This window comes from Paraburkholderia aromaticivorans (genome assembly GCF_012689525.1).
Classification (GTDB): Bacteria; Pseudomonadota; Gammaproteobacteria; order Burkholderiales; family Burkholderiaceae; genus Paraburkholderia; species Paraburkholderia aromaticivorans_A.
The window spans coordinates 1929974-1953729 of sequence record NZ_CP051516.1; the positions used below are offsets into that span (position 1 = coordinate 1929974).

A 23756-nucleotide genomic window follows, 5' to 3' on the forward strand; every position below is an offset into this window, starting at 1 on the left:
CTATGAACTACCTCTCCACGCGCGGCGCCGGAGCCGGCGAGCGCCACACCTTCTCTGACATCCTGCTCGGCGGTCTCGCGAAAGACGGCGGCCTGTATTTGCCCGCGGAATATCCGCGCGTCAGCGCCGACGAACTGACGCGCTGGCGCACGCTGCCGTACGCGGATCTCGCCTTCGAGATCCTGTCCAAATTCAGCGACGACATTCCCGCCGAAGACCTGCGCGCGCTCACGCGCAAGACGTACACGGCGGCCACGTACTGCAATGTGCGCGACGACGAAAGCGCCGCGCAGATCACGCCGTTGAAGACGCTCGGCGTCGAAAACGGCGCGCCGCTGTCGCTGCTGGAACTGTCGAACGGTCCGACGCTCGCGTTCAAGGACATGGCGATGCAGTTGATCGGCAACCTGTTCGAATACGCGCTGGCCAAGCACGGCGAAACGCTCAACATTCTCGGCGCGACTTCGGGCGACACCGGCAGCGCCGCGGAATACGCGATGCGCGGCAAGAAGGGCATCAGCGTGTTCATGCTGTCGCCGCACAAGAAGATGAGCGCGTTCCAGACCGCGCAGATGTACAGCCTGCAAGACCCGAACATCTTCAACATCGCCGTGGAAGGCGTGTTCGACGACGCGCAGGACATCGTCAAGGCCGTCTCGAACGATCACGCGTTCAAGGCCAAGTACAAGATCGGCACGGTCAACTCGATCAACTGGGCGCGGGTCGTGGCGCAGGTCGTGTACTACTTCAAGGGCTACTTCGCGGCCACGAAGTCGAACGACGAGCGCGTGTCGTTCACGGTGCCGTCGGGCAACTTCGGCAATGTGTGCGCGGGTCATATCGCGCGCATGATGGGCTTGCCGATCGAGAAGCTGGTCGTGGCGACGAACGAAAACGACGTGCTCGACGAGTTCTTCCGCACCGGCATTTACCGCGTGCGCAAGGCGGCCGAGACGTATCACACCAGCAGCCCGAGCATGGACATTTCGAAGGCGTCGAATTTCGAGCGTTTCGTGTTCGATCTGCTCGGCCGCGATCCCGCGCGCGTGCTGCAACTGTTCCGCGACGTCGAAGAGAAGGGTGGCTTCGACCTCGCGGCGAGCGGCGATTTCGCGCGCGTGCAGGAGTTCGGTTTCGTGTCCGGCAGCAGCAGCCATGACAGCCGCGTGGACACGATCCGCGACGTGTTCGAGCGTTACGACACGATGATCGACACGCACACGGCCGACGGCCTGAAGGTGGCGCGCGAACATCTGCAGCCGGGCATTCCGATGATCGTGCTGGAGACGGCACAACCCATCAAGTTCGGCGAGACGATCCGCGAGGCGCTGTTGCGCGAGCCGGAGCGGCCGGCGGCGTTCTCGGGCCTCGAGTCGCTGCCGCAGCGTTTCGAAGTGCTGCCGGCGGACGTGCAGCGCGTGAAGGACTTCGTTGTGGCGAACGCGGGCGCTCATTAAGTCGCCGTCGCCGTCGACATGAAGCGTGAGCGCGTTGTCCAGGGCTCACGCAGCCTGTCCGACACGCTCCACGCGCTTGACGCAAAACGACGCTTGCCGCGAACCCTCGCGGCAGCGCTCAAACTCCAAGAAATCCCCCCATAACGCCGAGCCACCCAGGCTATCTGCTTCGACCGCTACAATATTCTTTTATCCTGCGGCTTCGAGACCTGAGATGTCCACACCCACGCCCCGCGCGCCGATGCTCGCCACCGCCGAAGCCTTGGCGACTCTCCTCAGCGCAGCGAGCCCGATTGCCGGCACAGAGTCGATCCCCACGCTGGAAGCGCTGAACCGCGTGCTCGCGGCCGACGTCACGTCGCCGCTCGACGTCCCGCCGATGAACACCAGTGCAATGGACGGCTACGCGATCCGCACGGCGGACCTGACGGCGCCGGGCAACAGCCGCTTGCCGGTCTCGCAGCGGATTCCCGCCGGTCACGCGCCGGAGCCGCTGAAGCCCGGCACGGCCGCGCGAATCTTCACCGGCGCCACGGTCCCCCCCGGCGCGGACGCGATCGTGATGCAGGAGCAAACCGACGCCGCCGGCGCGGACGTCGCGATCCTGCACAGTCCGCAACCGGGCGAATGGATCACGGCGCAGGGCGCGGATATCCGCAGCGGCTCGGTCATTCTTCCGGCGGGCACGCGGCTCACGCCGCAGGCGCTGGGACTCGCCGCCTCGGTCGGCTGCGCCGAACTCGCGGTGCGGCGGCGCGTCAAGGTCGCCGTGTTCTTCACGGGCGACGAACTGACCATGCCCGGCGAGCCGCTGAAGCCGGGCGCAATCTACAACTCGAACCGTTTCACGCTGCGCGGCCTGCTGGAGAAGCTCGGCTGTGAGGTCACCGACTACGGCATCGTCGCGGACAAGCTCGACGCGACCCGCGCGACGCTGCGCGAAGCCGCCGAGGCGCACGACCTGATCCTGACCTGCGGCGGCGTGTCGGTCGGCGAGGAAGATCACGTGAAGCCCGCCGTGGAAGCGGAGGGGCGGCTTGCGATGTGGCAGATCGCGATGAAGCCGGGCAAGCCGCTCGCGTTCGGCGCGGTGCGGCGTGCGGCGCAGCGCGGTGAGAGCGCGGCGGGGGCGGCATCCGCTTCGGCTTCGGCTGAAACCTTCTTTATCGGTTTACCGGGCAATCCGGTATCCAGCTTCGCCACCTTCCTGCTGTTCGTGCGTCCATTCATCCTGAGCCTGGCCGGCGTGCAGACGGTCGCGCCGCGCGCGCTGTCGCTGCGGGCGGATTTCACGCAGAGCAAGGCCGACCGCCGCAACGAATTCCTGCGCGCGCGGATCAACCCGGCCGGCGGCCTCGACCTGTTTCCGAATCAGAGTTCGGCCGTGCTGACGTCGACGGTCTGGGGCGACGGCCTGATCGACAATCCGCCGAATCACGCGATCAGTGCCGGCGAGCCCGTGCGCTTCATACCTTTTTCCGAATTGCTGAACTGAGCGAGGCCGGCAACCGCCGGCGGCACCCCGATGAAGATTCAACTCCGATATTTTGCGAGCGTGCGTGAAGCGCTCGACCTGGCCGACGAAACCGTCGATCTGCCCGACGGCATCGCGACGGTCGGCGATGTGCGCGCATGGCTGCGCGTGCGCGGTGGCATCTGGGCCGACACGCTGGCTGAAGGCCGCGCGCTGCGCATGGCCTGCAACCACGTGATGACCGGCGCCGGCACCCGCGTGACCGAAGGCTGCGAAGTCGCGTTTTTTCCGCCCGTCACCGGCGGCTGAGTCACCATGCGGCCGCGCCGCTTAACCGCATAGGAGCCCGAGATGCCCGTTCGCGTCCAGACGGAAGACTTCGACCTCACCGCCGAGGTCGCCGCATTGCGCGCGCGCAATCCGAAGATCGGCGCCGTGGCCTGCTTCATCGGCACCGTGCGCGATCTGAACGACGGCAGCACGATCGAGACGATGGAGCTCGAACACTATCCCGGCATGACGGAGAAGTCGCTGGAAGTGATCATCGTGAGCGCGCGCGAGCGCTGGCCGGGCATCGAGGTGTCGATCGTGCATCGGGTCGGCAAGCTCTATCCGCTCGACCAGATCGTGCTGGTGGCGACCACGGCCGTACATCGCGGGGAAGCCTTCGCATCGTGCGAATTCGTGATGGACTATCTGAAGACCCAGGCGCCGTTCTGGAAGAAAGAGAAGACCGAGGCCGGCGAGCGCTGGGTCGATGCCCGCGTCACCGACGATGCGGCGCTCGCCCGCTGGGGGATTGACTCGGACAATCGGACGGCGGAGTAGGCGCAACGGTTCAGGTTTGCCGGATTCCGCGGGTCAGGCCAAGCGTCTTGACGTCTCTCGCGCCGTTCTCAAGCGCTCGTAAGACGTAGCCGCTCGGGCGCGTTGAAGGCCGGCCCGCCGTAAGGCTTGAAGCGGCCCTGAAACCTGAACCCAGCTCATTCGTCCCGCGCCCGGCCGACAATCCGCGTCGGAAACGGCTCGCCGGACGGGCGCGCCGCGTGAGCGGCATCCTCTCCGTCGCGCGGACGCCGTTTCGGCGCGACGCGGTCCAGCAGCGCCTGTTGTTCCTCCGGAATCTTGTAGTCCCAGCCGAAACGGCTCAACTGCAGACTCTGCGCGATACGCAGCGCCGGTTCCATGAAGCGTACCGCCGCCGCCGGCTGATAACGCGATTCGACCGTATCCAGAAACAGATACAGCCAGCGGCTGAAGTGCTGCGGCTCGATTCCCTCGAGCGGCTGGTGCGCCTGCTGCACGTTGCCGCGGTATTGCTTCGCGCCCAGCACGAGGCTGCCCCAGAACGTGCACATCTTGGGCAGGTGATCGTCCCAGCGGCCCGCCAGCGTCGCGTCGAAGACCGGGCCGAGTAGCGTATCGGCCCGCACGCGGTCGTAGAAGCCGTAGACGAGATCGCGGATATTCGCCTCGGTGGGCTCGGCGGCGCGCTCGACCACCGGCGCGGCAGGGAAGGACGGGTTCATGCAAATTCCAAAAAAGTGCGGCGATTCATCGCGTATCGCCCCATGGCGCCACGGAGCGTCAGGAATGGCCTCAAATTGAGCCCGAACGGACGGAAGTAGGATGCGAATACCCCGCTTTTCGTAAGAATGCCCCAGGCAGGAAACGTTACCATTACTGCCGAATCACGTACTCCGCCTGTCTGCGCAGAACTGGAAAATATGCGTGGCGCCTGCATCTTAGGGCGAAGCGACGGCCCACGGCAACCCTTGCATCGACGCGGTTATCTCCCGGATCGCGGCTTGCGCTCATTGCGATACCTGCACTCATGAGACTGACCGACTATACGGATTACTCACTACGCGTTCTGCTTTACCTCGCCGTTCGTGGCGAAGGGTTGTCGACGATCCAGGACATCTCGGACGCGTACGGCATTTCCAAGAACCACTTGATGAAAGTCGTGCAGCAACTCGGCGAACTCGGCTGGGTCGAGACCGTGCGCGGCCGCAACGGCGGCCTGCGGCTCGCCGAGCAGACGAATGCGCTGACAGTCGGCGAAATCGTGCGCGCGACGGAAAGCGATTTTGCGCTGGTCGGTTGCTTTCCGGACCAGCATGGCGAGCGCCGAGGTTGCGTCATTACGGCGCAATGCCGTTTGCGAGGCGCGCTCGAGGCGGCGCGCAATGCCTTCCTCGCCGAACTCGACCGTCATACCATTGGCGAGGTGGCGCAGCCGCACGGCCCGCTGGCCGCACTGCTCGGCTTGAGCAACGTCATTCCGATCACGCCGGTCGCGCCGGCCGGCGGCGACTCGACGTCTCCGGCCTGAATGCGCCCGGCATTTCTCTCGCGTCAAATGTTAAATAGTTGCTGCTTGAGGCAAAAAAACGCTTGAAAGCTGGATAAAACGCCTCATTTTGGTGGTAATCGAAAATTGGAGGTCTCTTGATGAGAATCGACAAACTCACCACTAAATTCCAGGAAGCACTGGCGGATGCCCAGAGTCTGGCCGTCGGCCACGACAATCAATACATCGAACCGGTTCACGTCCTGTCGGCGCTCGTCGCCCAACACGACGGCTCGGCGCGCTCGTTGCTCTCGCGCGCCGGCGTGCATGTGCAGGCGCTGCAAACGGCGCTCGGCGACGCCATGACGCGTCTGCCGCAAGTGCAGGGCACGGACGGCAACGTGCAGATCGGCCGCGAGCTGACCGGTCTCTTGAACCAGGCCGACAAGGAAGCACAAAAGCTCAACGACACGTTCATCGCGAGCGAGATGTTCCTGCTCGCGGTCGCGGACGACAAAGGCGAGGCCGGCCGTCTCGCGCGTCAGCACGGCTTGTCGCGCAAGTCGCTGGAAAGCGCGATCGCCGCGGTGCGCGGCGGCTCGCAGGTGCATAGCCAGGACGCCGAAAGCCAGCGTGAAGCGCTGAAGAAATACACCGTGGATTTGACCGAGCGCGCGCGGGCCGGCAAGCTCGATCCGGTGATCGGCCGCGACGATGAAATCCGTCGTTCGATCCAGATCCTGCAACGCCGCACCAAGAACAATCCGGTGCTGATCGGCGAACCGGGCGTGGGTAAGACCGCGATCGTCGAAGGTCTGGCGCAGCGCATCGTCAACGGCGAAGTGCCGGAAACACTGAAGGGCAAGCGTGTGTTGTCGCTCGATATGGCGGCGTTGCTGGCCGGCGCCAAGTATCGCGGCGAGTTCGAAGAGCGTCTGAAGGCCGTGCTGAGCGACATCGCGAAAGACGAAGGCCAGACCATCGTCTTTATCGACGAAATTCACACCATGGTCGGCGCGGGCAAGGCCGAAGGCGCGATGGACGCGGGCAACATGCTGAAGCCGGCGCTTTCACGCGGCGAACTGCATTGCGTCGGCGCGACCACGCTCGACGAATATCGCAAGTACATCGAAAAGGATGCCGCGCTCGAACGCCGCTTCCAGAAAGTGCTGGTCGACGAACCGACGGTGGAAGCGACCATCGCGATCCTGCGCGGTCTGCAGGAAAAGTATGAACTGCACCATGGCGTCGATATCACCGACCCGGCGATCGTGGCGGCGGCGGAACTGTCGCATCGCTACATCACGGATCGTTTCCTGCCGGACAAGGCCATCGACCTGATCGACGAAGCCGCTTCGAAGATCAAGATGGAAATCGACTCGAAGCCGGAAGTGATGGACCGGCTCGACCGTCGGTTGATCCAGTTGAAGATCGAGCGCGAAGCCGTCAAGAAGGAAAAAGACGAAGCGTCGCAAAAGCGTCTGCAACTGATCGAGGAAGAAATCGAGCGGCTGAATCGCGAATATTCGGACCTCGAAGAAATCTGGACGGCGGAAAAAGCCGCGGTGCAGGGCAGCGCGCAACTGAAGGAAGAGATCGAAAAAACGCGCGCGGAAATCATCCGCCTGCAACGTGAAGGCAAGCTGGAGAAAGTCGCCGAGTTGCAGTACGGCAAGCTGCCGGGTCTCGAAGCGCAGTTGAAGGAAGTGACCAAGGCCGAGGCGAACGAGCAGAACAATCCGACGCGGCCGCGCCTCTTGCGCACGCAGGTCGGTGCGGAAGAAATTGCTGAAGTCGTGTCGCGTTCCACCGGCATTCCGGTGTCGCGCATGATGCAGGGCGAGCGCGAAAAGCTGCTGCAGATCGAAGAGAAGCTGCACGCGCGCGTGGTCGGCCAGGACGAAGCGATCACCGCGGTGGCCGATGCGATCCGCCGCTCGCGCGCGGGTCTGTCGGATCCGAACCGGCCGTATGGTTCGTTCCTGTTCCTCGGTCCTACCGGCGTGGGCAAGACCGAGCTGTGCAAGGCGTTGGCGTCGTTCCTGTTCGATTCGGAAGATCATCTGGTCCGCATCGACATGAGCGAATTCATGGAGAAGCACAGCGTCGCGCGTTTGATCGGTGCGCCGCCGGGATACGTCGGCTACGAAGAAGGCGGTTATCTGACGGAAGCCGTGCGTCGCAAGCCGTATAGCGTGATCCTGCTCGACGAAATCGAGAAGGCGCATCCGGACGTGTTCAACGTGCTGCTGCAAGTGCTCGACGACGGCCGCATGACCGATGGGCAGGGCCGTACCGTGGACTTCAAGAACACGGTGATCGTGATGACGTCGAACCTCGGTTCGCAAGTGATCCAGGCGATGGTCGGCGAGCCGCAGGAAGCGGTGAAGGACGCGGTCTGGGAGGAAGTGAAGCTGCACTTCCGGCCCGAGTTTCTGAACCGGATCGACGACGTCGTGGTGTTCCATGCACTCGACCGCTCGAATATCCAGTCGATCGCACGGATCCAGTTGCAACGTCTGCATGATCGGCTGGCCAAGCTCGACATGCAACTGGTGGTGTCGGACTCGGCGCTCGAGCATGTGGGCAAGGTCGGCTACGATCCGCTGTTCGGCGCACGGCCGTTGAAGCGCGCGATCCAGCAGGAGATCGAGAATCCGGTCGCCAAGCTGATACTCGCCGGCAAGTTCGGTCCGAAGGACGTGATTCCGGTCGAACTGGAAGAAGGCAAGCTGGTGTTCGAACGCGTCGTGCATTAAGCGAAACGCGTTCTTCGAGGAAGGTAGCGGCAGCAGTCGAGCCATTCCCGACGACGTTAAAAAGCGGCAACGAAGGTGACTTCGTTGCCGCTTATTTTTTGCCCGCTCTGATCACGCAAACGGGCAGGCGAGGCCGCGTTGTTACGCGTTGCCCTTGCCGAACAATGCCGACAGGCCGCCGAGCGCGCCGAGCACGGTGGTGGCGTTCAGCTTGCCTTCAGCCGGCACTTCGCCTTCCGGCGTGGCCGCGTTGACGACGTGCGGCAGAATCTGCGACAGCAGGCCGGTGACCTGATCCGGCTGCACGCCAGCCTTCGCCGCTAGGTTGGTGACGGTGTCCGAGCCGAGCACGCTGTGCAGTGCGTCGGGCGCGATCGGCTGGTTTTCGCCGTTACTGACCCACGACGTCACGACGTCGCCGAGGCCTTTTTCCTTGAAACGGTCGATCAGGCCGTTCAGGCCGCCCGGCTGGTTATTGACGAATTCGAGTGCGGCCGAAACCAGGGCTTGCTGGCCATCGCCTTCGGGGGATTTGCCAACCAGGGAACCGAGTGTGTCGAGTAGGCTCATGACGGTCTCTCTTGAATGCCGACACGTGCGTGACGGGTCAGCGGGTGAAAACGCCGCGCGGTTGCGCGGCGCCGTGGAAGGAAGGCGGGCGGCGGCGAGACGGCGCCGACGGGTTCATTCGCGTGGGGAGCACGCGCGTATCACCGGGGCCGTTGCGCTGCCGGCGCTCAATCCTGTTTCGTACTCCGTTTCATTCTGTCCGGTCCTCGTTTCGTGCGGTCAGGCACCGCCCGAGGCCGCCGCTGCCGATGCGGCCTTGCTCTTCTTCGCCTTCTTTTTCGCAGCCTTGCTGTCGGAGGCGTTAGCCGGTGCCGCCGCGGTGGCCGGCGCGGAAGCCGCTACCGCCTCGGACGCTGCGGCCTTGCTCTTCTTCTTCGACTTCGACGCCCCCGCACCGGAAGCATCCGCCGGCGCGGCCGGTGTCGTGGTCGCGGCCGTGGCTGGCGCCGCGGTAGTCGCCGCAGGCGCGGCGGCCGGCGCTGCCTTCGTACTGGCCGTGCTGCTCGGCTTCGTGGCGGGCTTGGCGCCGCTCGGCGGCGTGGATGCACCGTTGATCGTCAGGCCGGCCGCTTCGAGATTGGTCACCGATTTCGCGCCGATGCCCTTGACGCGCGTGGCGAGATCGTCGGCGTCCTTGAACGGGCCATTCTTGGTGCGTTCGTCGATGATCGCTTTCGCATGCACCGGGCCGATACCCTTGACCGATTCGAGCGCCGCCTGATCGGCGGAATTCACTTCGACGGCCGCCGCAAATCCGGCCGACAGCGACAAAGCCAAAGCAACGCAAAGCATTAAAAGCTTCTTCAGCATGGCAAGCACTCCATTGTGGGCAAAAAAGTTAGCCGCCAAGGGACGACTCTTACAAAACTCGGACGACAGCATCCTGTCAGCTTTCACTGCGCTTAAGCATAGAACAAATTGCGCGCCCTTATTTGCGAACGCGGACGATTTATACCGATCGATTCGTGACAAGTAAATCAGTGTGGACAAGATTTAAACCTTTTGCCGCGTAATTAGGCTGTTATGAGTTTATCGATCAAATCCACGCGCCATAAAAAATGACGGCACAGACAAATGACAGCAAGACGCGCTTGACTTAGAGTGCACTCGAAGTCCTAACCTGAGTTCCGTTATGTCGAATATCTCGAAAGCACTCACCATCGGGCAGGTCGCTGAAACGATCGGCGTCTCGACGCATACGCTGCGTTACTACGAACAGGCCGGGCTGATTCGCGCGGTCGGCCGCACGCAGGCGGGGCATCGGCTGTATTCGCCGGCCGATCTCGACTGGCTGCGGTTCGTGATGCGGCTCAAGGCGACCGGCATGCCGATCGCCGGCATGCAGGCGTTCGCGGCGCTGCGCGCGCAAGGCCAGCCGACGGTGGGCGCGCGCCGCGACATGCTGGTGGCGCATCGGGATGCGGTTTTGGCGCGGATCGCCGAGTTGCAGAGCAACCTCGGCGCCATCGTCGACAAGATCGCGTACTACGAAGCGGCCGGGCGCGCACCCGCCGTGGCGCACTCGACACGACAGACCGACGAAACCCAGGCGCATTCACATTCGGAAGAGGACTCACCATGGACCACGCACACAACGATCGCTACACCCGAGGCTGGGACAAACTGAAGCAGATCGACGGCTCGGCCGGCGAACAGGTGATCGCCGCGCTCGCGCCGATCGCGCCGGATTTTGGCCGTCTGCTGATCGAATTCGGCTTCGGCGATATTTACAGCCGGCCACAGCTCGATCTGCGCGCGCGTGAGATTGCCACGATCGCGTCGCTGGCCACGCTCGGTTGCGCGCAGCCGCAGTTGAAGGTGCATATCGAGGCGGCGTTGAACGTCGGCTGCACGCGCGAGGAGATCGTCGAAGTGTTCATGCAGATGGCGCTCTATGCGGGCTTTCCGGCGGCGCTGAATGCGTTGTTTGCCGCGCGCGAGATCTTCGAGCGCCATGATCAGGCGGTGCATCACGCACAATCGGCGAGCGCGGCGCGGGCGCCGGAGCAGGAAGCCCACGCGGGTTGATGTCCGCGAGGCGACGGCAAGGGTAGGGCAAGCGGCTGCTTTGCGTGGCCGCTTTTTAAAGAGTTAGTAACGCAACTAACGGTCAATTATTACTAACCACTTTGACAGCGGGCGTGCGGCCGGGATCAAAACGCGGTTTATCAGCGAGACAGCCGGCCATTTTGCCGCCTGCAATAGCCCCGTCAAGCCGCCGAATCGACCCGAAGCACCGCCTCGGCAGGCAAATACCGCTTGCTCACCACACGCCAATACATCAGCAAACCAATGCCCGCAATCGCCAGGCTCGCGGTATTCGCCACCCAGAAGCCGCGCGCGCCGGTCAGCCATTCCGGCGTGACGCCAGTCACGTTGAAGCCGAGCACGTAGCCGCCGCCGAGCCCCACGCCCCACAGCGCCACCGCGTAGATCACGGTCGGCACGACCGCCACCTTGTAGGCGCGCAGCACGAACGCGGTGGTGATCTGCAAGGCATCGAACAGGTGATAACACGCGACGATCAACACCAGCGGCAACGCCGCCGCCACGACCTGCGCATTCGGCGTATAGCCTTCGATGATGTACGGCCGCAGCACCAGCACGATCGCGCCGTAACAGCAGGCGATCGCCACGGCCATCATGATGCCGTGACGCGACAGCGTGCGCGCCGCTTCCGGACGATGTGCGCCGAGCGCCTGCGCGACCAGCGTCGACGAAGCGATGCCGATCGACAGCGGCGTCATGTACAGCACCGCGCCGATATTGCCGGCGATCTGGTGGCCGGCCAGCGTCGTCGTACCGAAGCGCGCAATGAAGAGCGCCATGAACGTGTACGAGGTGACTTCGATCAGGTACGACAGGCCCATCGGAATGCCCAGCCGCAGTTGCGCCGCCTGGCGCCGCCAGACCGGCCAGCAGAACTGCGCGAAAATCGCAAACGGCCTGAAGACGTCGACGCGCGTCAGCAGCAGCATGCCGAGCGCGGCCAGCCCCCAGTTGATCGTGGTGCTGGCGAGCGCGCAACCCGGCCCGCCGAGCGCCGGTACGCCGAACCCGCCGAAGATGAACCACGTATTGAGCGGCACCTTGAGCAGCAGCGCGCCGATCTGCAGGATCATCACGAGCCGCGGCTTGCCGACCGCATTGGTGATCGAACTGTAGACGCGAAAAGCGAGGCCGGCCGGCAAGCCGAAGGCCAGAATCCGCAGGTACGCGACGGTACGGTCGTGCAGCGCCTCGGGCACGCGCGCCACCTGCAACACGGGGCCCGGGAAGAACAGAATCAAAAAGCCGATCACGGTCAGCGCCAGCGCGAGCCACAAGGACTGGCGAACTTCCTCGCCGATCTCGATGTAGCGGCGCGCGCCGTACAGTTGCGCGGTAATCGGTTGCAGCGCGGTCAGAATGCCGGTCAGGCCGATATACACGGAGATATAGATCGACGAGCCGAGGCCTAGCGCGGCCAGATCGACAGCCGAGTAGCGGCCGACCATCGCCGTGTCGATCACGCCGAATGCGATGATCGCCAGTTGGCCGATCAGGACCGGCCAGGCCAGGCCGGCGATTTTCCGTACGTCGGCGAACATGCTCAGTCGGACTTCTTGTGCCAGCTGCGGCGTTTGACGACCGGCGGCTTCGGACGGTCGATGCGCACGTACAGACGGAAGCGTTCGTCGCGGTCAGCCACGCGGCGGCCTTCCCACACCAGCTTCCAGACGAAGTCGGACATTGCGCTCGGTTCGCCGTAGTCCTGCGTATCCTGACGCAGAATCACGTCGCAGTCCTGGTCGAAGGAGAAGTGCATGTCGCCGAAATAGGCGAAGGTCGCGATCTGCGCATTGCCGAGGCGCACCGGCGAGATGCAGGTGTAGTCGTCCGGCAGATGGGCGGCGATCTGTTCGGCGACGTCCTTATAGGTCCGGCTGTAGTTGACGACCGGCAACCATAACGTCATGAGCAGCACCCACATCAAGGTGGTGCCGGCGCTCGAAAGCACCACGCTGCGCCACAAGACTTTCGGATGGCGCGCGAGACGCCACTGCACCAGCACGAACCAGCAGATCGTCACGGCAACCGCGCACACGAACGACAGGATCTTGAACTGCGGCGCGAAGCCCGGCGCGAGACGCGCGAGGTTGCGCGCGAGCGGATGCGGGAAGCCGGTCAGCCCCGCGATATAGACCAGCCAGACGAAGCTGCCGAGAATCGTGAAGCTCAGGAGCGCGAACCAGTCGATCGCGTTGATCGCACCGCGCTTGAGGGTGGGCAGCGCGAACGCGGCCAGCACCGCGAGCGGCGGCAGCAGCAGCATGTACAGCCGGTTCGATTGATGGCTCTGCAGCACGACCAGCACGAACAGCGGCCCGATCACCGAAAGCGGAATGGCGACGTGCGGCGCGCGCCGCAGCCCCGACCAGCTGAACCACGCCCAGAGTGCCAGCGGCCACGCCGGCCACGTGAAAAGCGGCAGGTTTTTCAGCGCATAGCCCGCGACCGAGCCGGGCGGCCCGGCGAACGAACTCAAGCTGACGTGCACCCATTGATTGAGGTACCAGACGGCGTCGTCGGGGAAGGCGGCGAGCGCGGCGATCGGCCACGCCACGGACAGCACGAGCGCCACCGGCAGACCCGCCAGCAGCAGCCAGCGCGAGCGCGTTTCGCGGACGATCAGGGTCATCGCCAGGGTGCCGAGCAGCAGCGCGCCGACCAGCACCGGGCTGCTGGCCAGGACGACGAGCGCGATGGCGAGACCCCAGATGAGCGCGCCCTGAATCGGCTTGTCGATCATGCGCACGAGCCCGTACACGAGCATCGCGATGCCGAAGAACTGCGCGAGCTGCGGCGTGGTTTCGTGGCCGCGCTCGGCGAGGCCGAAGCAGGCGAGCAGGATCAGCAGCGCGCCGTCGGCGAGCGTGCGGCCGTAGTCGCGCGGTTCCGGCTCGCCGCCGAATGCGTATTTGAACGGCTGGACTTCGGCGCGCCGGCCGAGCAGGTAAGCGGCATACCAGACGAACGCGCAGCCCGCGCAGAACATCAGGCCGGTGAAGACGCGCGAGGCGTTGCTCGCGTCGACCCACGGCGCGAGCGCGCGGATCGCGCCGGCGCCGAGCCAGTAGCCGAACGGACCGTCTTCAGTGAGGTATTTGCCGACCAGATTCGGCAGCAGCCAGTCGTGCGCGCCGCCGTTCGCCATGGTCCACATGACGCCGAAGCCAGCTGCATCCTCGTTCTTCCACGGATCGCGGCCGAATAGCCCGAACGATGCGTAGACGATACAGATGGTCAGCAGCAGCCAGCGTGGCAACGCACTGGTCGCTGAGGCAGTGAGGCGAACGACAGGTCTCATGCGGTATGTGGATATCGGATAAGCGGTGCACCCGGGACCGGACGGCATGTCCGGCTGGAATGGCCAATTTGGAGCATCCGGCATTGTAGTCGTGCCGTGCGATGCGCGTCACGGCCGGTAACGGCTCGCAACGTCGTCGGGAAAGCTGTAGCACGGTATTGGCGCCGCGCCGTGCTCGTGCGTTTGTCGCCGCGGCATTGGCTATGGACGATCCGCCAGGCGACAAAAAAGGGCAGCTCGCGCTGCCCTTTTTGCTCCTGCTTCGCTGCCGGCCAGCGCCGGCGACGAGCCAGGTATTACTTCGCTGCTGCCTTGCCGGTAGCGCGCGAGCCGAACTTCTTGTTGAACTTCTCGACGCGGCCTGCCGTGTCCATGATCTTTTGTTGGCCGGTGTAGAACGGATGCGATTCCGACGACACTTCGATCTTGGCGAGCGGGTAGGTCTTGCCGTTGAATTCGGCGGTTTCACGCGTCAGGATGGTCGAGCGCGTCACAAACTTGAAGTCGTTCGACATGTCGATGAACAGGACTTCGCGGTAATCCGGGTGAATGCCTTCTTTCATGGTCTTTCCTTTAATCTGGCGGTAGCCAACCCGCGTGCGGCCGTATTTAAACGATCCGCATCTAGGCGCGAGCCACTTGCCTATGGTCGAAAAACGGCGATTATGCCAGAAAATCAGTCGCTTGACGACTTTTGCGGTGGCTTTTTGCTAGCAGTGCGTGCCGTTTTAACGCCTGTCTTGCCCGCTCGCGGCCGGCCCGCGCGCTGGGCGGCCGCCCTTGCCTGGCGGGCGTTGCGCGTCAGGAGGACGTGAACGTCACACCGACCCGCGCCGGATCCTGGCGGTAATACTGCGCGAGCAGCCGGTACAGCTGCGGATACTCGGCTTCGAACGCCTGCGGCTGGACGAATAGCGCTTCGCTGCAAACGGCAAAAAATTCCGACGGATGATCCGCCGCGTACGGATCGATCAGCGAGTCGCGCTCGAAGCGCGCCCAGCGGCGCTCCGGCACCGCGTCGACCTTGGCGCAGAAGTGGTCGTAAGCGTGGTCGAACACGTCGGCCCAAGCCTGCGAATCGAGCGGGGCGTGCCAGCGGCGCATGAGCGGCGGGTGGCCGTCCGCTTCGCCGTTCAGCATGTCGATCTTGTGCGCGAATTCGTGAATCACGACGTTGTAGGCGTCCGTGCCGTCCGTCATCTGCGCGTCTTCCCACGACAGCACCACGGGCCCGCCTTCCCATGCCTCGCCGCTTGCGTCCTGTTCGACTTCGTGCACCACGCCGTCTTCGTCTTCGACGGTTTTGCGGATCACGAACTCGCCCGGATAGACGATCACGCCGACCCAGCCGCGATACAGATCGAGGCTCAGGTTCAGCACCGGCAAGCACGCCTGGGCGGCGATCGCCACGGTCATCGCGTCGGTGAGCTCCAGCTCGTGCGCGGTCGAAAATTCCTTTTGCGCGAGGAACAGACTCGTCAGTTCGCGCAAACGCACGAGGTCCGGCGCATCGAGGTGCGCGAGGAATGGCAGGACGTCGAGCGTGGCTTGCCAGAGCCAATCGTCGATTGCGTAGTCGCGTAGCGCGCGGTCGCGGCGGCGTGTGCCGAACCATTGAGTCAGTTTCGAGAGCATGGCCTGAAGCAACCTTTAGTCGATCTGTTTTTGCCACGCGGCAAACAGGCCGCCGTATATCGCCACGCCGATCAGGAAGTAGAAGCCGTCCAGCGAGGCCAGAAAGCTGGCTTGTTGCGCGACCGTGCGGCTGATTTCCACGATCGCCAGCGAGTGCGCTTCGGACGGCGAGCGGCCGGCGGCGGCAAAGCCGTTCGTCAGCGCGGCGAGCGAGTTCTGGAACACCGGATTGTACGGATTCACGAACTCCGCGAGGCGAGTTTCGTGCAGCGCCTGCCGATGTTGCTCGACGATGATCACGGAGGCCGTCGCGAACGATATCGTCAGTTGCCGCACGATGTTTTTCAGCCGGTAGCCGTGCGTGAATTCTTCGATGGCGAAAATTCTGAACGTCAGATTGGCGACCGGCAGCACGATGAACAGCAACAGCAAGCCGCGCAACAAAAGCGGCAGCATCAACGCCGCCTCGCCGACGCCGGGCGACATGCGCGTCATCCACGCCGCGGCGAACGCGGCCACCGCGAAGCCCGGCACGATGATCCACTTCTTGCGCGGCAGCAGCTTCGCATAACGCAAATAGATGAACAGGGCGCTCGCCGAAATCAGCGACGTCATGCCGACCAGTTGCCCGGTGTTTTCGACCGGATAGCCGAGTCCGCTTTCGAGAAAGCGCGAGATCAGATAGCTGAACACCGTCGAGATGTAGTAGTCGAACATGTAGAGCACGAGCCCGACCTGGAAGACCTTCTCGCGCAACGCATGGAGGCGCACGAGCGGCGCGGGATGATGCCACTGGTGATAGGCGAACCAGCCTAGGGCGACGATCCCGATGACGGTCAGCAGCATCAGTCCGGGCGACGCGCTGAACAACTGGAAGCGCACCTGCTGCATCACGATTTGCAGCGCGCCTTGTGCGAACGCGAAGATGATGTACGGCCAGAAATGCGCCGAGCCGCGTTCCTCGGGCAGACGGTTGCCGGAGTCGGGCAGCGCGAGCAAGGCCAGCACGGCGAACAGCACGCCCACGGGCGCCGTGCACGCGAACAGCGCGCGCCAGTCGAAATGCGCGATCAACTGACCGCCGATCAGCGGCGCGAGCGCACTGCTCAGGACGATCAGCACGAGAAACGCGCGAGTGGCCGCGGGCCGCTGCTGCGGCTTGAAGCTCATCTGGATCAGGATGCGGCAGGTGCCCATCATCGGGCCGATGAAGTAGCCTTGAAAGCCACGCGCCAACGCCAGTTCGATCGACGATTCGCACAGCGCCGCGGCCATCGCGCCGCCGGCATAGAGCAGCATGCAGCCGGCCACGTAGCGCCGGTAACCGAAGCGTTCGACCCACCATTGCTGCTGCAGGATGCCCAGCACCGCCGCGACCGCATAGGCGCTCGACGCCCACACCAGTTCATCGGGCGACGCATTGATGCCGCCGGCGATATAGCTGGTGAAAAACGAGAAAATCGAATTGTCGAAATAGTCGAGACCGGTGACGACGGCCAGCACCCAGGGGAAGAAATCGCCGCGCAGTTTTTCGACGCTGAACAACGATACACGCGGCGATGTGGCGCTCATGAGGATTCGCCCGGCGTGGGGTCGTCCGGTTCTTTTGCTTGTTTTGAAGGTGTCGCGTTGGCTGCCTTGGTGCGCGCGTTGCGGCGTTGCTCGAGGAGCGCCTCCGCATTCTCGCCGGCGAGACGCCGCTTGAGATAGTCGAGGTCGGGGCTTAGTTCGGCGCGCAGCTTCTGCGCTTCCTTCAGTTCGCGACGCATGCTTTCGATGCGCGCATCGAGTGCCGCGACCTGTTGTTCGATGGCGTCGTGAATCTGCTGTAGCGATTCAGTCGAGTAGCGGTGACCGCCGTCGACGGGTTCGAGCGGACGCTTGAGCATTTCGGTGACGCTGTGCAGCGAGAAGCCGAGCGAGCGCAAACGCAGAATGCGGCCGAAGCGCTTCAGATCGTCCTCGTCGTAAAGCCGGTAGCGGCCTTCGCTGCGCGTGGGTGACACGAGGCCGCGTTCCTCGTAGTACTTCAGGGTGCGCGGCGTGACGCCGAGACGTTCGGCGGCGTCACGCACCGTCAGCAGTGTGGGTGAGTCCATGGACATAGGCGTGTGGCAGACATGACGGGCTGGTCGCATTGTACTGCAACGTGTACGTTCACGTACACGTTGAGGCGCTAGACGTTGTTGACGTTGGACAGTTGGCTTGGTTTACGCGCCGTGCGGGGATGGCAAAAAAAGAAGGACGAAAAAAAACCGCTCGTTTGCGACGAGCGGTTTTTCTATGCGATGCGGATGAAGCGACTAGTGCGGCTACATCAGCCCAAGGCCTTAGCTGCCGCCACCACGACGCATCATGTCGAAGAACTCGGAGTTGCTCTTCGTCTGGCGGATCTTGTCGAGCAGGAATTCCATCGACTCGACTTCGTCCATGTCGTGAATGAACTTGCGCAGCACCCAGATCTTTTGCAGCACTTCGGGCTTGATCAGCAGTTCTTCGCGGCGCGTGCCGGACTTGTTCAGGTTGATCGACGGATAGACGCGCTTTTCAGCAAGACGACGCTCCAGGTGCACTTCCATGTTGCCGGTGCCCTTGAATTCTTCGTAGATCACGTCGTCCATGCGGCTGCCGGTTTCGATCAGCGCCGTGCCGATGATGGTCAGCGAACCGCCTTCCTCGATATTGCGCGCCGCGCCGAAGAAGCGCTTCGGACGTTGCAGCGCGTTGGCGTCGACACCACCCGTCAGCACCTTGCCCGAGGCCGGCACGACCGTGTTGTACGCACGCGCGAGACGCGTGATCGAGTCGAGCAGAATCACCACGTCGTTCTTCATTTCGACGAGGCGCTTGGCTTTTTCGATCACCATTTCGGCGACCTGAACGTGACGCGCGGCCGGTTCGTCGAACGTGGAGGCGATCACTTCGCCCGCCACCGAACGCTGCATTTCGGTCACTTCTTCCGGGCGTTCGTCGATCAGCAGCACGAACAGCACGACATCCGGATGGTTCTGCTTGATCGCGTGGGCGATGTGCTGAAGCATCACGGTCTTGCCGGACTTCGGCGATGCGACCAGCAGGCCGCGCTGGCCTTTGCCGATCGGCGCGATCATGTCGATGATGCGGCCCGTGACGTTTTCCTCGCCACGCATTTCACGTTCGAGCAGCAGCACCTTGTTCGGATGCAGCGGCGTCAGGTTTTCGAACATGATCTTGTGCTTCGAGGCTTCCGGCGGCTGGCCGTTGACCTTGTCCACCTTTACCAGCGCGAAATAACGTTCGCCGTCTTTCGGCGTACGCACTTCGCCTTCGATCGTGTCGCCCGTATGCAGGTTGAAACGGCGGATTTGCGACGGGCTGATGTAAATATCATCCGTGCTGGCGAGGTACGAGGTTTCCGGCGAACGCAGGAAGCCGAAGCCGTCCGGCAGCACTTCAAGCGTGCCGTCGCCGAAGATCGTGTCGCCCGTTTTGGCTCGTTTTTTTAGAATGGCGAACATCAATTCCTGCTTGCGCAGGCGGTTCGCACTTTCGATCTCGAGGCCATTGGCCATCTCGATCAATTCGGACACGTGCAGAGTCTTAAGCTCGGATAAATGCATACGGAGAACCCGCAGGAGAAGGTGCGACGAAATGAAATCTGGGAGGAGAGTGAGCGGAACCGCTCAAGGACTTACACGTCTTTTCGACGTTTTGCGGATTCTAGCATAGCACACGCCAGTTTCCGTCAGTGCGACGGCATGGCATCTTTCTTGTTGAGCATGTTGCCGGCTGACAACACGCTCAACGCAGCGCGCCCGCGGGCCTCAGAGGGCTCGCAGCGCGCCGATGTGACCGCTTTACAGATTGCCGTCGAGGAACGCCGTGAGTTGCGACTTCGACAGTGCGCCGACTTTCTGCGCGGCGACAGCGCCATTCTTGAACAGGATCAGCGTGGGGATGCCACGCACGCCGAACTTGACCGGCGTCGATTGATGTTCGTCGACGTTGATCTTGGCGATTTGCAGGCGATCGGCGTAATCCTTCGCGACTTCGTCGAGGATCGGCGCGATCATCTTGCACGGGCCGCACCATTCAGCCCAGAAATCGAGCAGCACGGGTTTATCGGATTTCACGACGTCCTGTTCGAACGATGCGTCGCTAATATGCTTGATTTGTTCGCTCATTGTATGAATACCTCTATCGGTTCGAGGCCCGCCTGAATTGCTCGCCACGATACGTCAAAACCTAAGGAAACTTCCGTTCGCTTTGCCGCAACCGGAGCCTTGCCGACACACGCCGGAAAAGGTGAAAACCCGTTTCGGAATATGCAGAAGGCTCGCGTTTGCGGGTCATCCGTACGGCAGTTTAGCTTAATTCGCTATGCGTTGCCGGGGGCGATAGTATCCATCAGGGGCAGTGGGGCCAACGGCTGCCGATGAAGTGCCACCGTGTTTCATCAACCATGACGCAACCTATCTGGTGGCTCGATGGCCAAACGCAAGTGGCGTCCACACGGGTTGGTCGCGACATTCGCCTATATGGTGCGAAGGGGGCGATTCGGCGCGCCGTTGACGCTTTGCTCGTATTAACAGTCGCACGACGGCCCAAGCGGTGATAGAATGTTTCGTGACGGGCCTCCTCGCATGGAGGGATGGTCAATCTGGTCAGGTCGGGAACGAAGCAGCCACAGCCGTTTTCCACCAGTGCCGAGGGTCGGGCTCGTCACCTTCCTTTTTTCTGTTTGTCCTTGTTGTTCTCCGCGGGTTCTTCCGCAAACACATTCCATCTCCTGTTTTACCCTGAGTGCAGCGGCATGCAGTCATGCCTGATGGTGTTTCTCGCGCGCCTCATCTATTTTTTTCTATCGGTCCGTTAGTCACTTCCAATGAAGTGACAGCATGCGTTCGCGTGCCGTCGCGAATCGGTTTTGCGCGGCATCGTTACTGATACAATTTCCGGATGACCTATCAAGTTCTCGCACGCAAATGGCGGCCGAAGGATTTCGCTTCGCTCGTCGGACAGGAGCACGTGGTGCGCGCGCTCACGCACGCGCTCGACGGCGGCCGTCTGCACCATGCCTATCTGTTTACCGGCACACGCGGCGTCGGCAAAACCACGCTGTCGCGCATCTTTGCCAAGGCGCTGAATTGCGAAACCGGCGTGACCTCCACGCCGTGCGGCGTGTGCCGCGCGTGCCGCGAGATCGACGAAGGGCGCTTTATCGATTATGTCGAGATGGACGCGGCGAGTAATCGCGGCGTCGACGAAATGGCCGCGCTGCTGGAGCGCGCCGTCTACGCGCCGGTGGATGCGCGCTTCAAGGTCTATATGATCGACGAAGTGCACATGCTGACCAACCACGCCTTCAACGCCATGTTGAAGACGCTGGAAGAGCCGCCTTCGCACGTCAAGTTCATTCTCGCTACGACGGATCCGCAAAAGATTCCGGTTACGGTGCTGTCACGCTGTCTGCAGTTCAATCTGAAGCAGATGCCCGCCGGCCATATCGTGTCGCATCTCGAGCACATTCTCGGCGAAGAGAAGGTGCCGTACGACGCCCAGGCGCTGCGTCTGCTCGCACGCGCGGCGGACGGTTCGATGCGCGACGCGCTCTCGCTGACCGATCAGGCGATCGCCTATTCGGCCAATCAGGTGAATGAAGAAGCCGTGCGCGGCATGCTCGGCGCGCTCGACCAGAGCTACCTGATTCGTCTGCTCGACGCGCTCGCGGACGGCGACGGCGCCGCGGTGCTGTCGGTCGCCGACGAGATGGCGTTGCGCAGCCTGTCGTTTTCGACGGCATTGCAGGATCTGGCGAGTTTGCTGCATCGGGTCGCGTGGGCGCAGTTCGCGCCGTCGTCGGTGCTGGACGAGTGGCCCGAGGCCGGCGATCTGCGCCGCTTCGCCGAAGCGCTGAGCGCTGAGCAGGTGCAATTGTTCTATCAGATCGCGACGATCGGTCGAAGCGAACTGGGTCTCGCGCCGGACGAATACGCCGGCTTCACCATGACGCTGCTGCGCATGCTCGCGTTCGAACCGGCGCCCACGGGCGGCGGCGGTGGCGCAGTGGGTTCGGCGCGTCCGACTGGCCAGGCGGGGGCGAACGGAGCGAAACGTGCCGGCGCGCCGGTCGTGGCCGCGCAGCAGGGCGCGTCGCGTTTGCCCGCGACGGCGGCCGCGACGCCTGTGTCGGGGAGTTCGCGTGAAGTGAGCGTGAACGCTGCCGCGCCGATCCGTGAGACGCAGTCTGGCAATACTGCGGCGGTGGACAAGGGCGCTGCGGTTGGCGCATCGGTTCAGCCTGCGCAGCAAGCCAATAGCGCAATTGAAGTGCAGGCGGCTGTTAACAGTATTCAGGCTACGCCGCCGGATGCTGCTCAAAGCGTAGCCGTAGAGCAATCGCTTGGTGCAGAACCGGCAATCGCTGCCGAGTCGGCGCCGGTTGCTCACGAGGTGAGTTCAGCGCTGTTGTCGGCAGTGGACGACGTCGCAGCAGCATCCGCGTCGCCAGCAGCCTCAGCGGCCATCGCTTTGGCGCCGTGGGATGACGCGCCAGCCGACTCGGCGGCGAACGAAGCTTCCGTAACCGCTGGCCCCTCCGGTTCGGAGACGAACGACGTCCCCGCAGCCGCATCCCTTGACGACTCAGCGCCCGCGTCTTCGCTGAGCGCACCGGCAGCCGCCGCGCTTGCACGCACCGAGCAGGCCGCTGCAGCAGCACCGTCGCAGGAGCCGCCGCCCGCAGCCGATACCGCACCGCGTCGCGCAGGCGGCGCAAGCGCTGCGCTCGACGTCTTGCGCAGCGCCGGTTTGAAAGTATCGTCGGATCGTGGCCGCGCGACTGCGGCAGCGACCGCGAAACCCGCCACGCCCGCTACGCCGAAACCGGTCGCACCCCGCGTCGTCGTTCCCGTGCCGACGCCGGGCGCGCCGCGCCGTGCGCCGCAGCAGGATGCAGCACCGGCAGCACCCGCCGCTCGCGCGTCTGCATCTTCAGCGCCCGCACAGCGCAACGGCGCCGAGCAAAGCGGCGCGGCGGTGCCGCCGTGGGACGACATGCCGCCCGACGAATACATGCCGCTCACGGCTGCGGACGAAGGCTATTACGGCCTGCCGGACGACAGCTACATGCCCGTGTTCGACAGCGGCCCAGACGACGTCCGCGTGAATTCCGCCGCAGCGTCCACGCCGGCGCCGGTGGTCGATCAACGTCCGCTGCCGCCGGCCGTGCCGCTCGATCCGCTGGGTTTCAAAGGCGACTGGCCGGCCCTCGCCGTCGATCTGCCGCTCAAGGGCATTTCGTATCAGCTCGCGTTCAACAGCGAACTCATGGCGCTCGAAGGCAACACGCTCAAACTGAACGTGCCGGTGCCGCAGTACGCGGAAGCCTCGCAGGTCGCTAAACTGAAAGCCGCGCTTGCCGACAGGCTTGGGCAGGCTGTCGACGTGCTCGTCGAAGTCGGTCCGGCGCGCCGCACGGCCGCCGCGCACGACGTCGCCCTGCGCGCGCGGCGTCAGCAGGAAGCGGAGCGCGAGATCGGCGCCGATCCGTTCGTGCAGTCGCTGATCCGCGAGTTCGGCGCGAGCATCGTGCCGGGTTCGATTCGCCCGATTACTCCGGACGCCGGCTCGAACGGCGCGCCGTCGGTCCACTGATTCGCCGCGCGACACGCTTTAGCGCGCCCGATTTCCGAATTTCACGCTATCAAGAAGGAGCATGTCCATGATGAAAGGCCAACTCGCCGGGCTGATGAAGCAAGCCCAGCAGATGCAGGAAAACATGAAGAAGATGCAGGAGCAACTCGCGCTGATCGAAGTCGAGGGGCAGTCGGGCGCCGGTCTCGTGAAGGTGACGATGACCTGCAAGAACGACGTGCGCCGCGTGTCGATCGACCCGAGCCTGCTCGCCGACGACAAGGACATGCTGGAAGACCTCGTCGCCGCCGCGTTCAACGACGCCGTGCGCAAAGCCGAAGCCACCGCCCAGGAAAAGATGGGCGGCATGACTTCAGGTCTGCCGCTGCCGCCGGGCTTCAAACTGCCGTTCTGAGCGAAACAGCCGCAAGGCGGCGGGTCGGGCGCCGCGGCAACTGTCGCCGCGGCGTGAACGGAACGCGCGAATTGCGCACGCTGCACGTGCTGCCAGTGCTGCCCTCGCTGCACGCGTGTTCCGGTTTGACTCAACTGGCCGTGGTTCGGCTGAGGCGTGCATCTTGCGCCCTCGAGCCGGCCGTCGCCG

General features: G+C 63.6%; 21 protein-coding genes and 1 other RNA gene. 11 read left to right on the plus strand and 11 right to left on the minus strand.

Annotated features, from left to right (window positions below; translation table 11 throughout):
- The first annotated feature begins 2 nt into the window (after positions 1–2).
- From thrC to HF916_RS36815, 4 genes are all read left to right on the plus strand, one after another.
- Complete coding sequence (gene thrC, locus HF916_RS36800) at positions 3–1457, plus strand: threonine synthase (protein WP_168793688.1); 1455 nt, start codon at positions 3–5, stop codon at positions 1455–1457.
- 241 nt (positions 1458–1698) lie between these two features.
- Positions 1699–2952 (plus strand): molybdopterin molybdotransferase MoeA, encoded by a 1254-nt coding sequence (locus tag HF916_RS36805; RefSeq protein ID WP_168795769.1) that lies wholly within the window; start codon positions 1699–1701, stop codon positions 2950–2952.
- A 30-nt stretch (positions 2953–2982) separates the two neighbouring features.
- Complete coding sequence (gene moaD, locus HF916_RS36810) at positions 2983–3240, plus strand: molybdopterin converting factor subunit 1 (RefSeq protein ID WP_012432823.1); 258 nt, start codon at positions 2983–2985, stop codon at positions 3238–3240.
- A gap of 42 nt (positions 3241–3282) precedes the next feature.
- Positions 3283–3759 (plus strand): molybdenum cofactor biosynthesis protein MoaE, encoded by a 477-nt coding sequence (locus HF916_RS36815; RefSeq protein WP_168793689.1) that lies wholly within the window; start codon positions 3283–3285, stop codon positions 3757–3759.
- Positions 3760–3914: 155 nt separating this feature from the next.
- Here the strand turns inward: HF916_RS36815 and HF916_RS36820 are convergent, their stop codons facing one another.
- The gene (locus tag HF916_RS36820) at positions 3915–4460 is read right to left on the minus strand and encodes a group III truncated hemoglobin (RefSeq protein WP_168793690.1); all 546 of its coding nucleotides are present in this window, start codon (positions 4458–4460) and stop codon (positions 3915–3917) included.
- 305 nt (positions 4461–4765) lie between these two features.
- Between HF916_RS36820 and HF916_RS36825 the strand changes: the two genes are divergently transcribed.
- Positions 4766–5266: an Rrf2 family transcriptional regulator gene (locus tag HF916_RS36825; RefSeq protein ID WP_168793691.1), complete on the plus strand. Its 501-nt coding sequence runs from the start codon at positions 4766–4768 to the stop codon at positions 5264–5266.
- A 119-nt stretch (positions 5267–5385) separates the two neighbouring features.
- Positions 5386–7983 (plus strand): ATP-dependent chaperone ClpB, encoded by a 2598-nt coding sequence (gene clpB, locus HF916_RS36830; RefSeq protein ID WP_168793692.1) that lies wholly within the window; start codon positions 5386–5388, stop codon positions 7981–7983.
- Between the two features lie 141 nt (positions 7984–8124).
- Here the strand turns inward: clpB and HF916_RS36835 are convergent, their stop codons facing one another.
- Positions 8125–8553 (minus strand): YidB family protein, encoded by a 429-nt coding sequence (locus tag HF916_RS36835; RefSeq protein ID WP_168793693.1) that lies wholly within the window; start codon positions 8551–8553, stop codon positions 8125–8127.
- A gap of 219 nt (positions 8554–8772) precedes the next feature.
- Complete coding sequence (locus HF916_RS36840; protein ID WP_168793694.1) at positions 8773–9363, minus strand: ComEA family DNA-binding protein; 591 nt, start codon at positions 9361–9363, stop codon at positions 8773–8775.
- A 322-nt stretch (positions 9364–9685) separates the two neighbouring features.
- Between HF916_RS36840 and HF916_RS36845 the strand changes: the two genes are divergently transcribed.
- Together HF916_RS36845 and HF916_RS36850 are read left to right on the plus strand one after the other, a co-directional pair.
- Entirely contained in the window at positions 9686–10180 is a 495-nt protein-coding gene (locus HF916_RS36845; protein ID WP_168793695.1) for a MerR family transcriptional regulator, read from the plus strand.
- Positions 10132–10581, plus strand: coding sequence for a carboxymuconolactone decarboxylase family protein (locus HF916_RS36850; protein ID WP_168793696.1), 450 nt, complete (start codon positions 10132–10134; stop codon positions 10579–10581). Before HF916_RS36845 ends, HF916_RS36850 begins: the two co-directional genes overlap by 49 nt.
- Positions 10582–10763: 182 nt before the next feature.
- Here the strand turns inward: HF916_RS36850 and HF916_RS36855 are convergent, their stop codons facing one another.
- The 8 genes from HF916_RS36855 to trxA all read right to left on the minus strand — a co-directional run bounded on the left by HF916_RS36855 (position 10764) and on the right by trxA (position 19701).
- The gene (locus HF916_RS36855; protein WP_168793697.1) at positions 10764–12143 is read right to left on the minus strand and encodes an MATE family efflux transporter; all 1380 of its coding nucleotides are present in this window, start codon (positions 12141–12143) and stop codon (positions 10764–10766) included.
- A gap of 2 nt (positions 12144–12145) precedes the next feature.
- Positions 12146–13903 (minus strand): ArnT family glycosyltransferase, encoded by a 1758-nt coding sequence (locus HF916_RS36860; RefSeq protein ID WP_168793698.1) that lies wholly within the window; start codon positions 13901–13903, stop codon positions 12146–12148.
- 296 nt (positions 13904–14199) lie between these two features.
- Positions 14200–14466 (minus strand): type B 50S ribosomal protein L31, encoded by a 267-nt coding sequence (locus HF916_RS36865; protein ID WP_168793699.1) that lies wholly within the window; start codon positions 14464–14466, stop codon positions 14200–14202.
- A gap of 238 nt (positions 14467–14704) precedes the next feature.
- Positions 14705–15538: a zinc-dependent peptidase gene (locus tag HF916_RS36870; RefSeq protein ID WP_168793700.1), complete on the minus strand. Its 834-nt coding sequence runs from the start codon at positions 15536–15538 to the stop codon at positions 14705–14707.
- Between the two features lie 15 nt (positions 15539–15553).
- Complete coding sequence (locus HF916_RS36875) at positions 15554–17110, minus strand: MFS transporter (protein WP_168793701.1); 1557 nt, start codon at positions 17108–17110, stop codon at positions 15554–15556.
- A complete protein-coding gene (locus HF916_RS36880; RefSeq protein ID WP_168793702.1) occupies positions 17107–17643 on the minus strand; it encodes a MerR family transcriptional regulator in 537 nt (178 codons plus the stop codon). The genes HF916_RS36875 and HF916_RS36880 overlap by 4 nt, the downstream gene beginning before the upstream one ends.
- Before the next feature lie 225 nt (positions 17644–17868).
- Positions 17869–19137, minus strand: coding sequence for a transcription termination factor Rho (gene rho / locus HF916_RS36885; RefSeq protein WP_006048863.1), 1269 nt, complete (start codon positions 19135–19137; stop codon positions 17869–17871).
- 237 nt (positions 19138–19374) lie between these two features.
- A complete protein-coding gene (gene trxA, locus HF916_RS36890) occupies positions 19375–19701 on the minus strand; it encodes a thioredoxin TrxA (protein WP_006048864.1) in 327 nt (108 codons plus the stop codon).
- A gap of 444 nt (positions 19702–20145) precedes the next feature.
- On the opposite strand from trxA, the gene ffs reads away from it, so the two are divergent.
- From ffs to HF916_RS36905, 3 genes are all read left to right on the plus strand, one after another.
- Positions 20146–20244, plus strand: an RNA gene (gene ffs / locus HF916_RS36895) — signal recognition particle sRNA small type.
- Positions 20245–20476: 232 nt separating this feature from the next.
- Positions 20477–23173 carry a DNA polymerase III subunit gamma/tau gene (locus HF916_RS36900; protein ID WP_168793703.1) on the plus strand — a complete coding sequence of 899 codons (2697 nt, stop codon included), beginning with the start codon at positions 20477–20479 and terminating at the stop codon, positions 23171–23173.
- A 67-nt stretch (positions 23174–23240) separates the two neighbouring features.
- Positions 23241–23567, plus strand: coding sequence for a YbaB/EbfC family nucleoid-associated protein (locus tag HF916_RS36905; RefSeq protein ID WP_007182071.1), 327 nt, complete (start codon positions 23241–23243; stop codon positions 23565–23567).
- The last annotated feature ends 189 nt before the right edge of the window (positions 23568–23756 follow it).

Excerpts from the sequence above, each read along its gene's own strand:
- thrC (WP_168793688.1), top strand. The coding sequence starts at position 3 with ATGAACTACCTCTCCACGCGCGGCGCCGGAGCCGGCGAGCGCCACACC.
- HF916_RS36805 (WP_168795769.1), top strand. The coding sequence starts at position 1,699 with ATGCTCGCCACCGCCGAAGCCTTGGCGACTCTCCTCAGCGCAGCGAGC.
- moaD (WP_012432823.1), top strand. The coding sequence starts at position 2,983 with ATGAAGATTCAACTCCGATATTTTGCGAGCGTGCGTGAAGCGCTCGAC.
- HF916_RS36815 (WP_168793689.1), top strand. The coding sequence starts at position 3,283 with ATGCCCGTTCGCGTCCAGACGGAAGACTTCGACCTCACCGCCGAGGTC.
- HF916_RS36820 (WP_168793690.1), bottom strand. The coding sequence starts at position 4,460 with ATGAACCCGTCCTTCCCTGCCGCGCCGGTGGTCGAGCGCGCCGCCGAG.
- HF916_RS36825 (WP_168793691.1), top strand. The coding sequence starts at position 4,766 with ATGAGACTGACCGACTATACGGATTACTCACTACGCGTTCTGCTTTAC.
- clpB (WP_168793692.1), top strand. The coding sequence starts at position 5,386 with ATGAGAATCGACAAACTCACCACTAAATTCCAGGAAGCACTGGCGGAT.
- HF916_RS36835 (WP_168793693.1), bottom strand. The coding sequence starts at position 8,553 with ATGAGCCTACTCGACACACTCGGTTCCCTGGTTGGCAAATCCCCCGAA.
- HF916_RS36840 (WP_168793694.1), bottom strand. The coding sequence starts at position 9,363 with ATGCTGAAGAAGCTTTTAATGCTTTGCGTTGCTTTGGCTTTGTCGCTG.
- HF916_RS36845 (WP_168793695.1), top strand. The coding sequence starts at position 9,686 with ATGTCGAATATCTCGAAAGCACTCACCATCGGGCAGGTCGCTGAAACG.
- HF916_RS36850 (WP_168793696.1), top strand. The coding sequence starts at position 10,132 with ATGGACCACGCACACAACGATCGCTACACCCGAGGCTGGGACAAACTG.
- HF916_RS36855 (WP_168793697.1), bottom strand. The coding sequence starts at position 12,143 with ATGTTCGCCGACGTACGGAAAATCGCCGGCCTGGCCTGGCCGGTCCTG.
- HF916_RS36860 (WP_168793698.1), bottom strand. The coding sequence starts at position 13,903 with ATGAGACCTGTCGTTCGCCTCACTGCCTCAGCGACCAGTGCGTTGCCA.
- HF916_RS36865 (WP_168793699.1), bottom strand. The coding sequence starts at position 14,466 with ATGAAAGAAGGCATTCACCCGGATTACCGCGAAGTCCTGTTCATCGAC.
- HF916_RS36870 (WP_168793700.1), bottom strand. The coding sequence starts at position 15,538 with ATGCTCTCGAAACTGACTCAATGGTTCGGCACACGCCGCCGCGACCGC.
- HF916_RS36875 (WP_168793701.1), bottom strand. The coding sequence starts at position 17,110 with ATGAGCGCCACATCGCCGCGTGTATCGTTGTTCAGCGTCGAAAAACTG.
- HF916_RS36880 (WP_168793702.1), bottom strand. The coding sequence starts at position 17,643 with ATGTCCATGGACTCACCCACACTGCTGACGGTGCGTGACGCCGCCGAA.
- rho (WP_006048863.1), bottom strand. The coding sequence starts at position 19,137 with ATGCATTTATCCGAGCTTAAGACTCTGCACGTGTCCGAATTGATCGAG.
- trxA (WP_006048864.1), bottom strand. The coding sequence starts at position 19,701 with ATGAGCGAACAAATCAAGCATATTAGCGACGCATCGTTCGAACAGGAC.
- HF916_RS36900 (WP_168793703.1), top strand. The coding sequence starts at position 20,477 with ATGACCTATCAAGTTCTCGCACGCAAATGGCGGCCGAAGGATTTCGCT.
- HF916_RS36905 (WP_007182071.1), top strand. The coding sequence starts at position 23,241 with ATGATGAAAGGCCAACTCGCCGGGCTGATGAAGCAAGCCCAGCAGATG.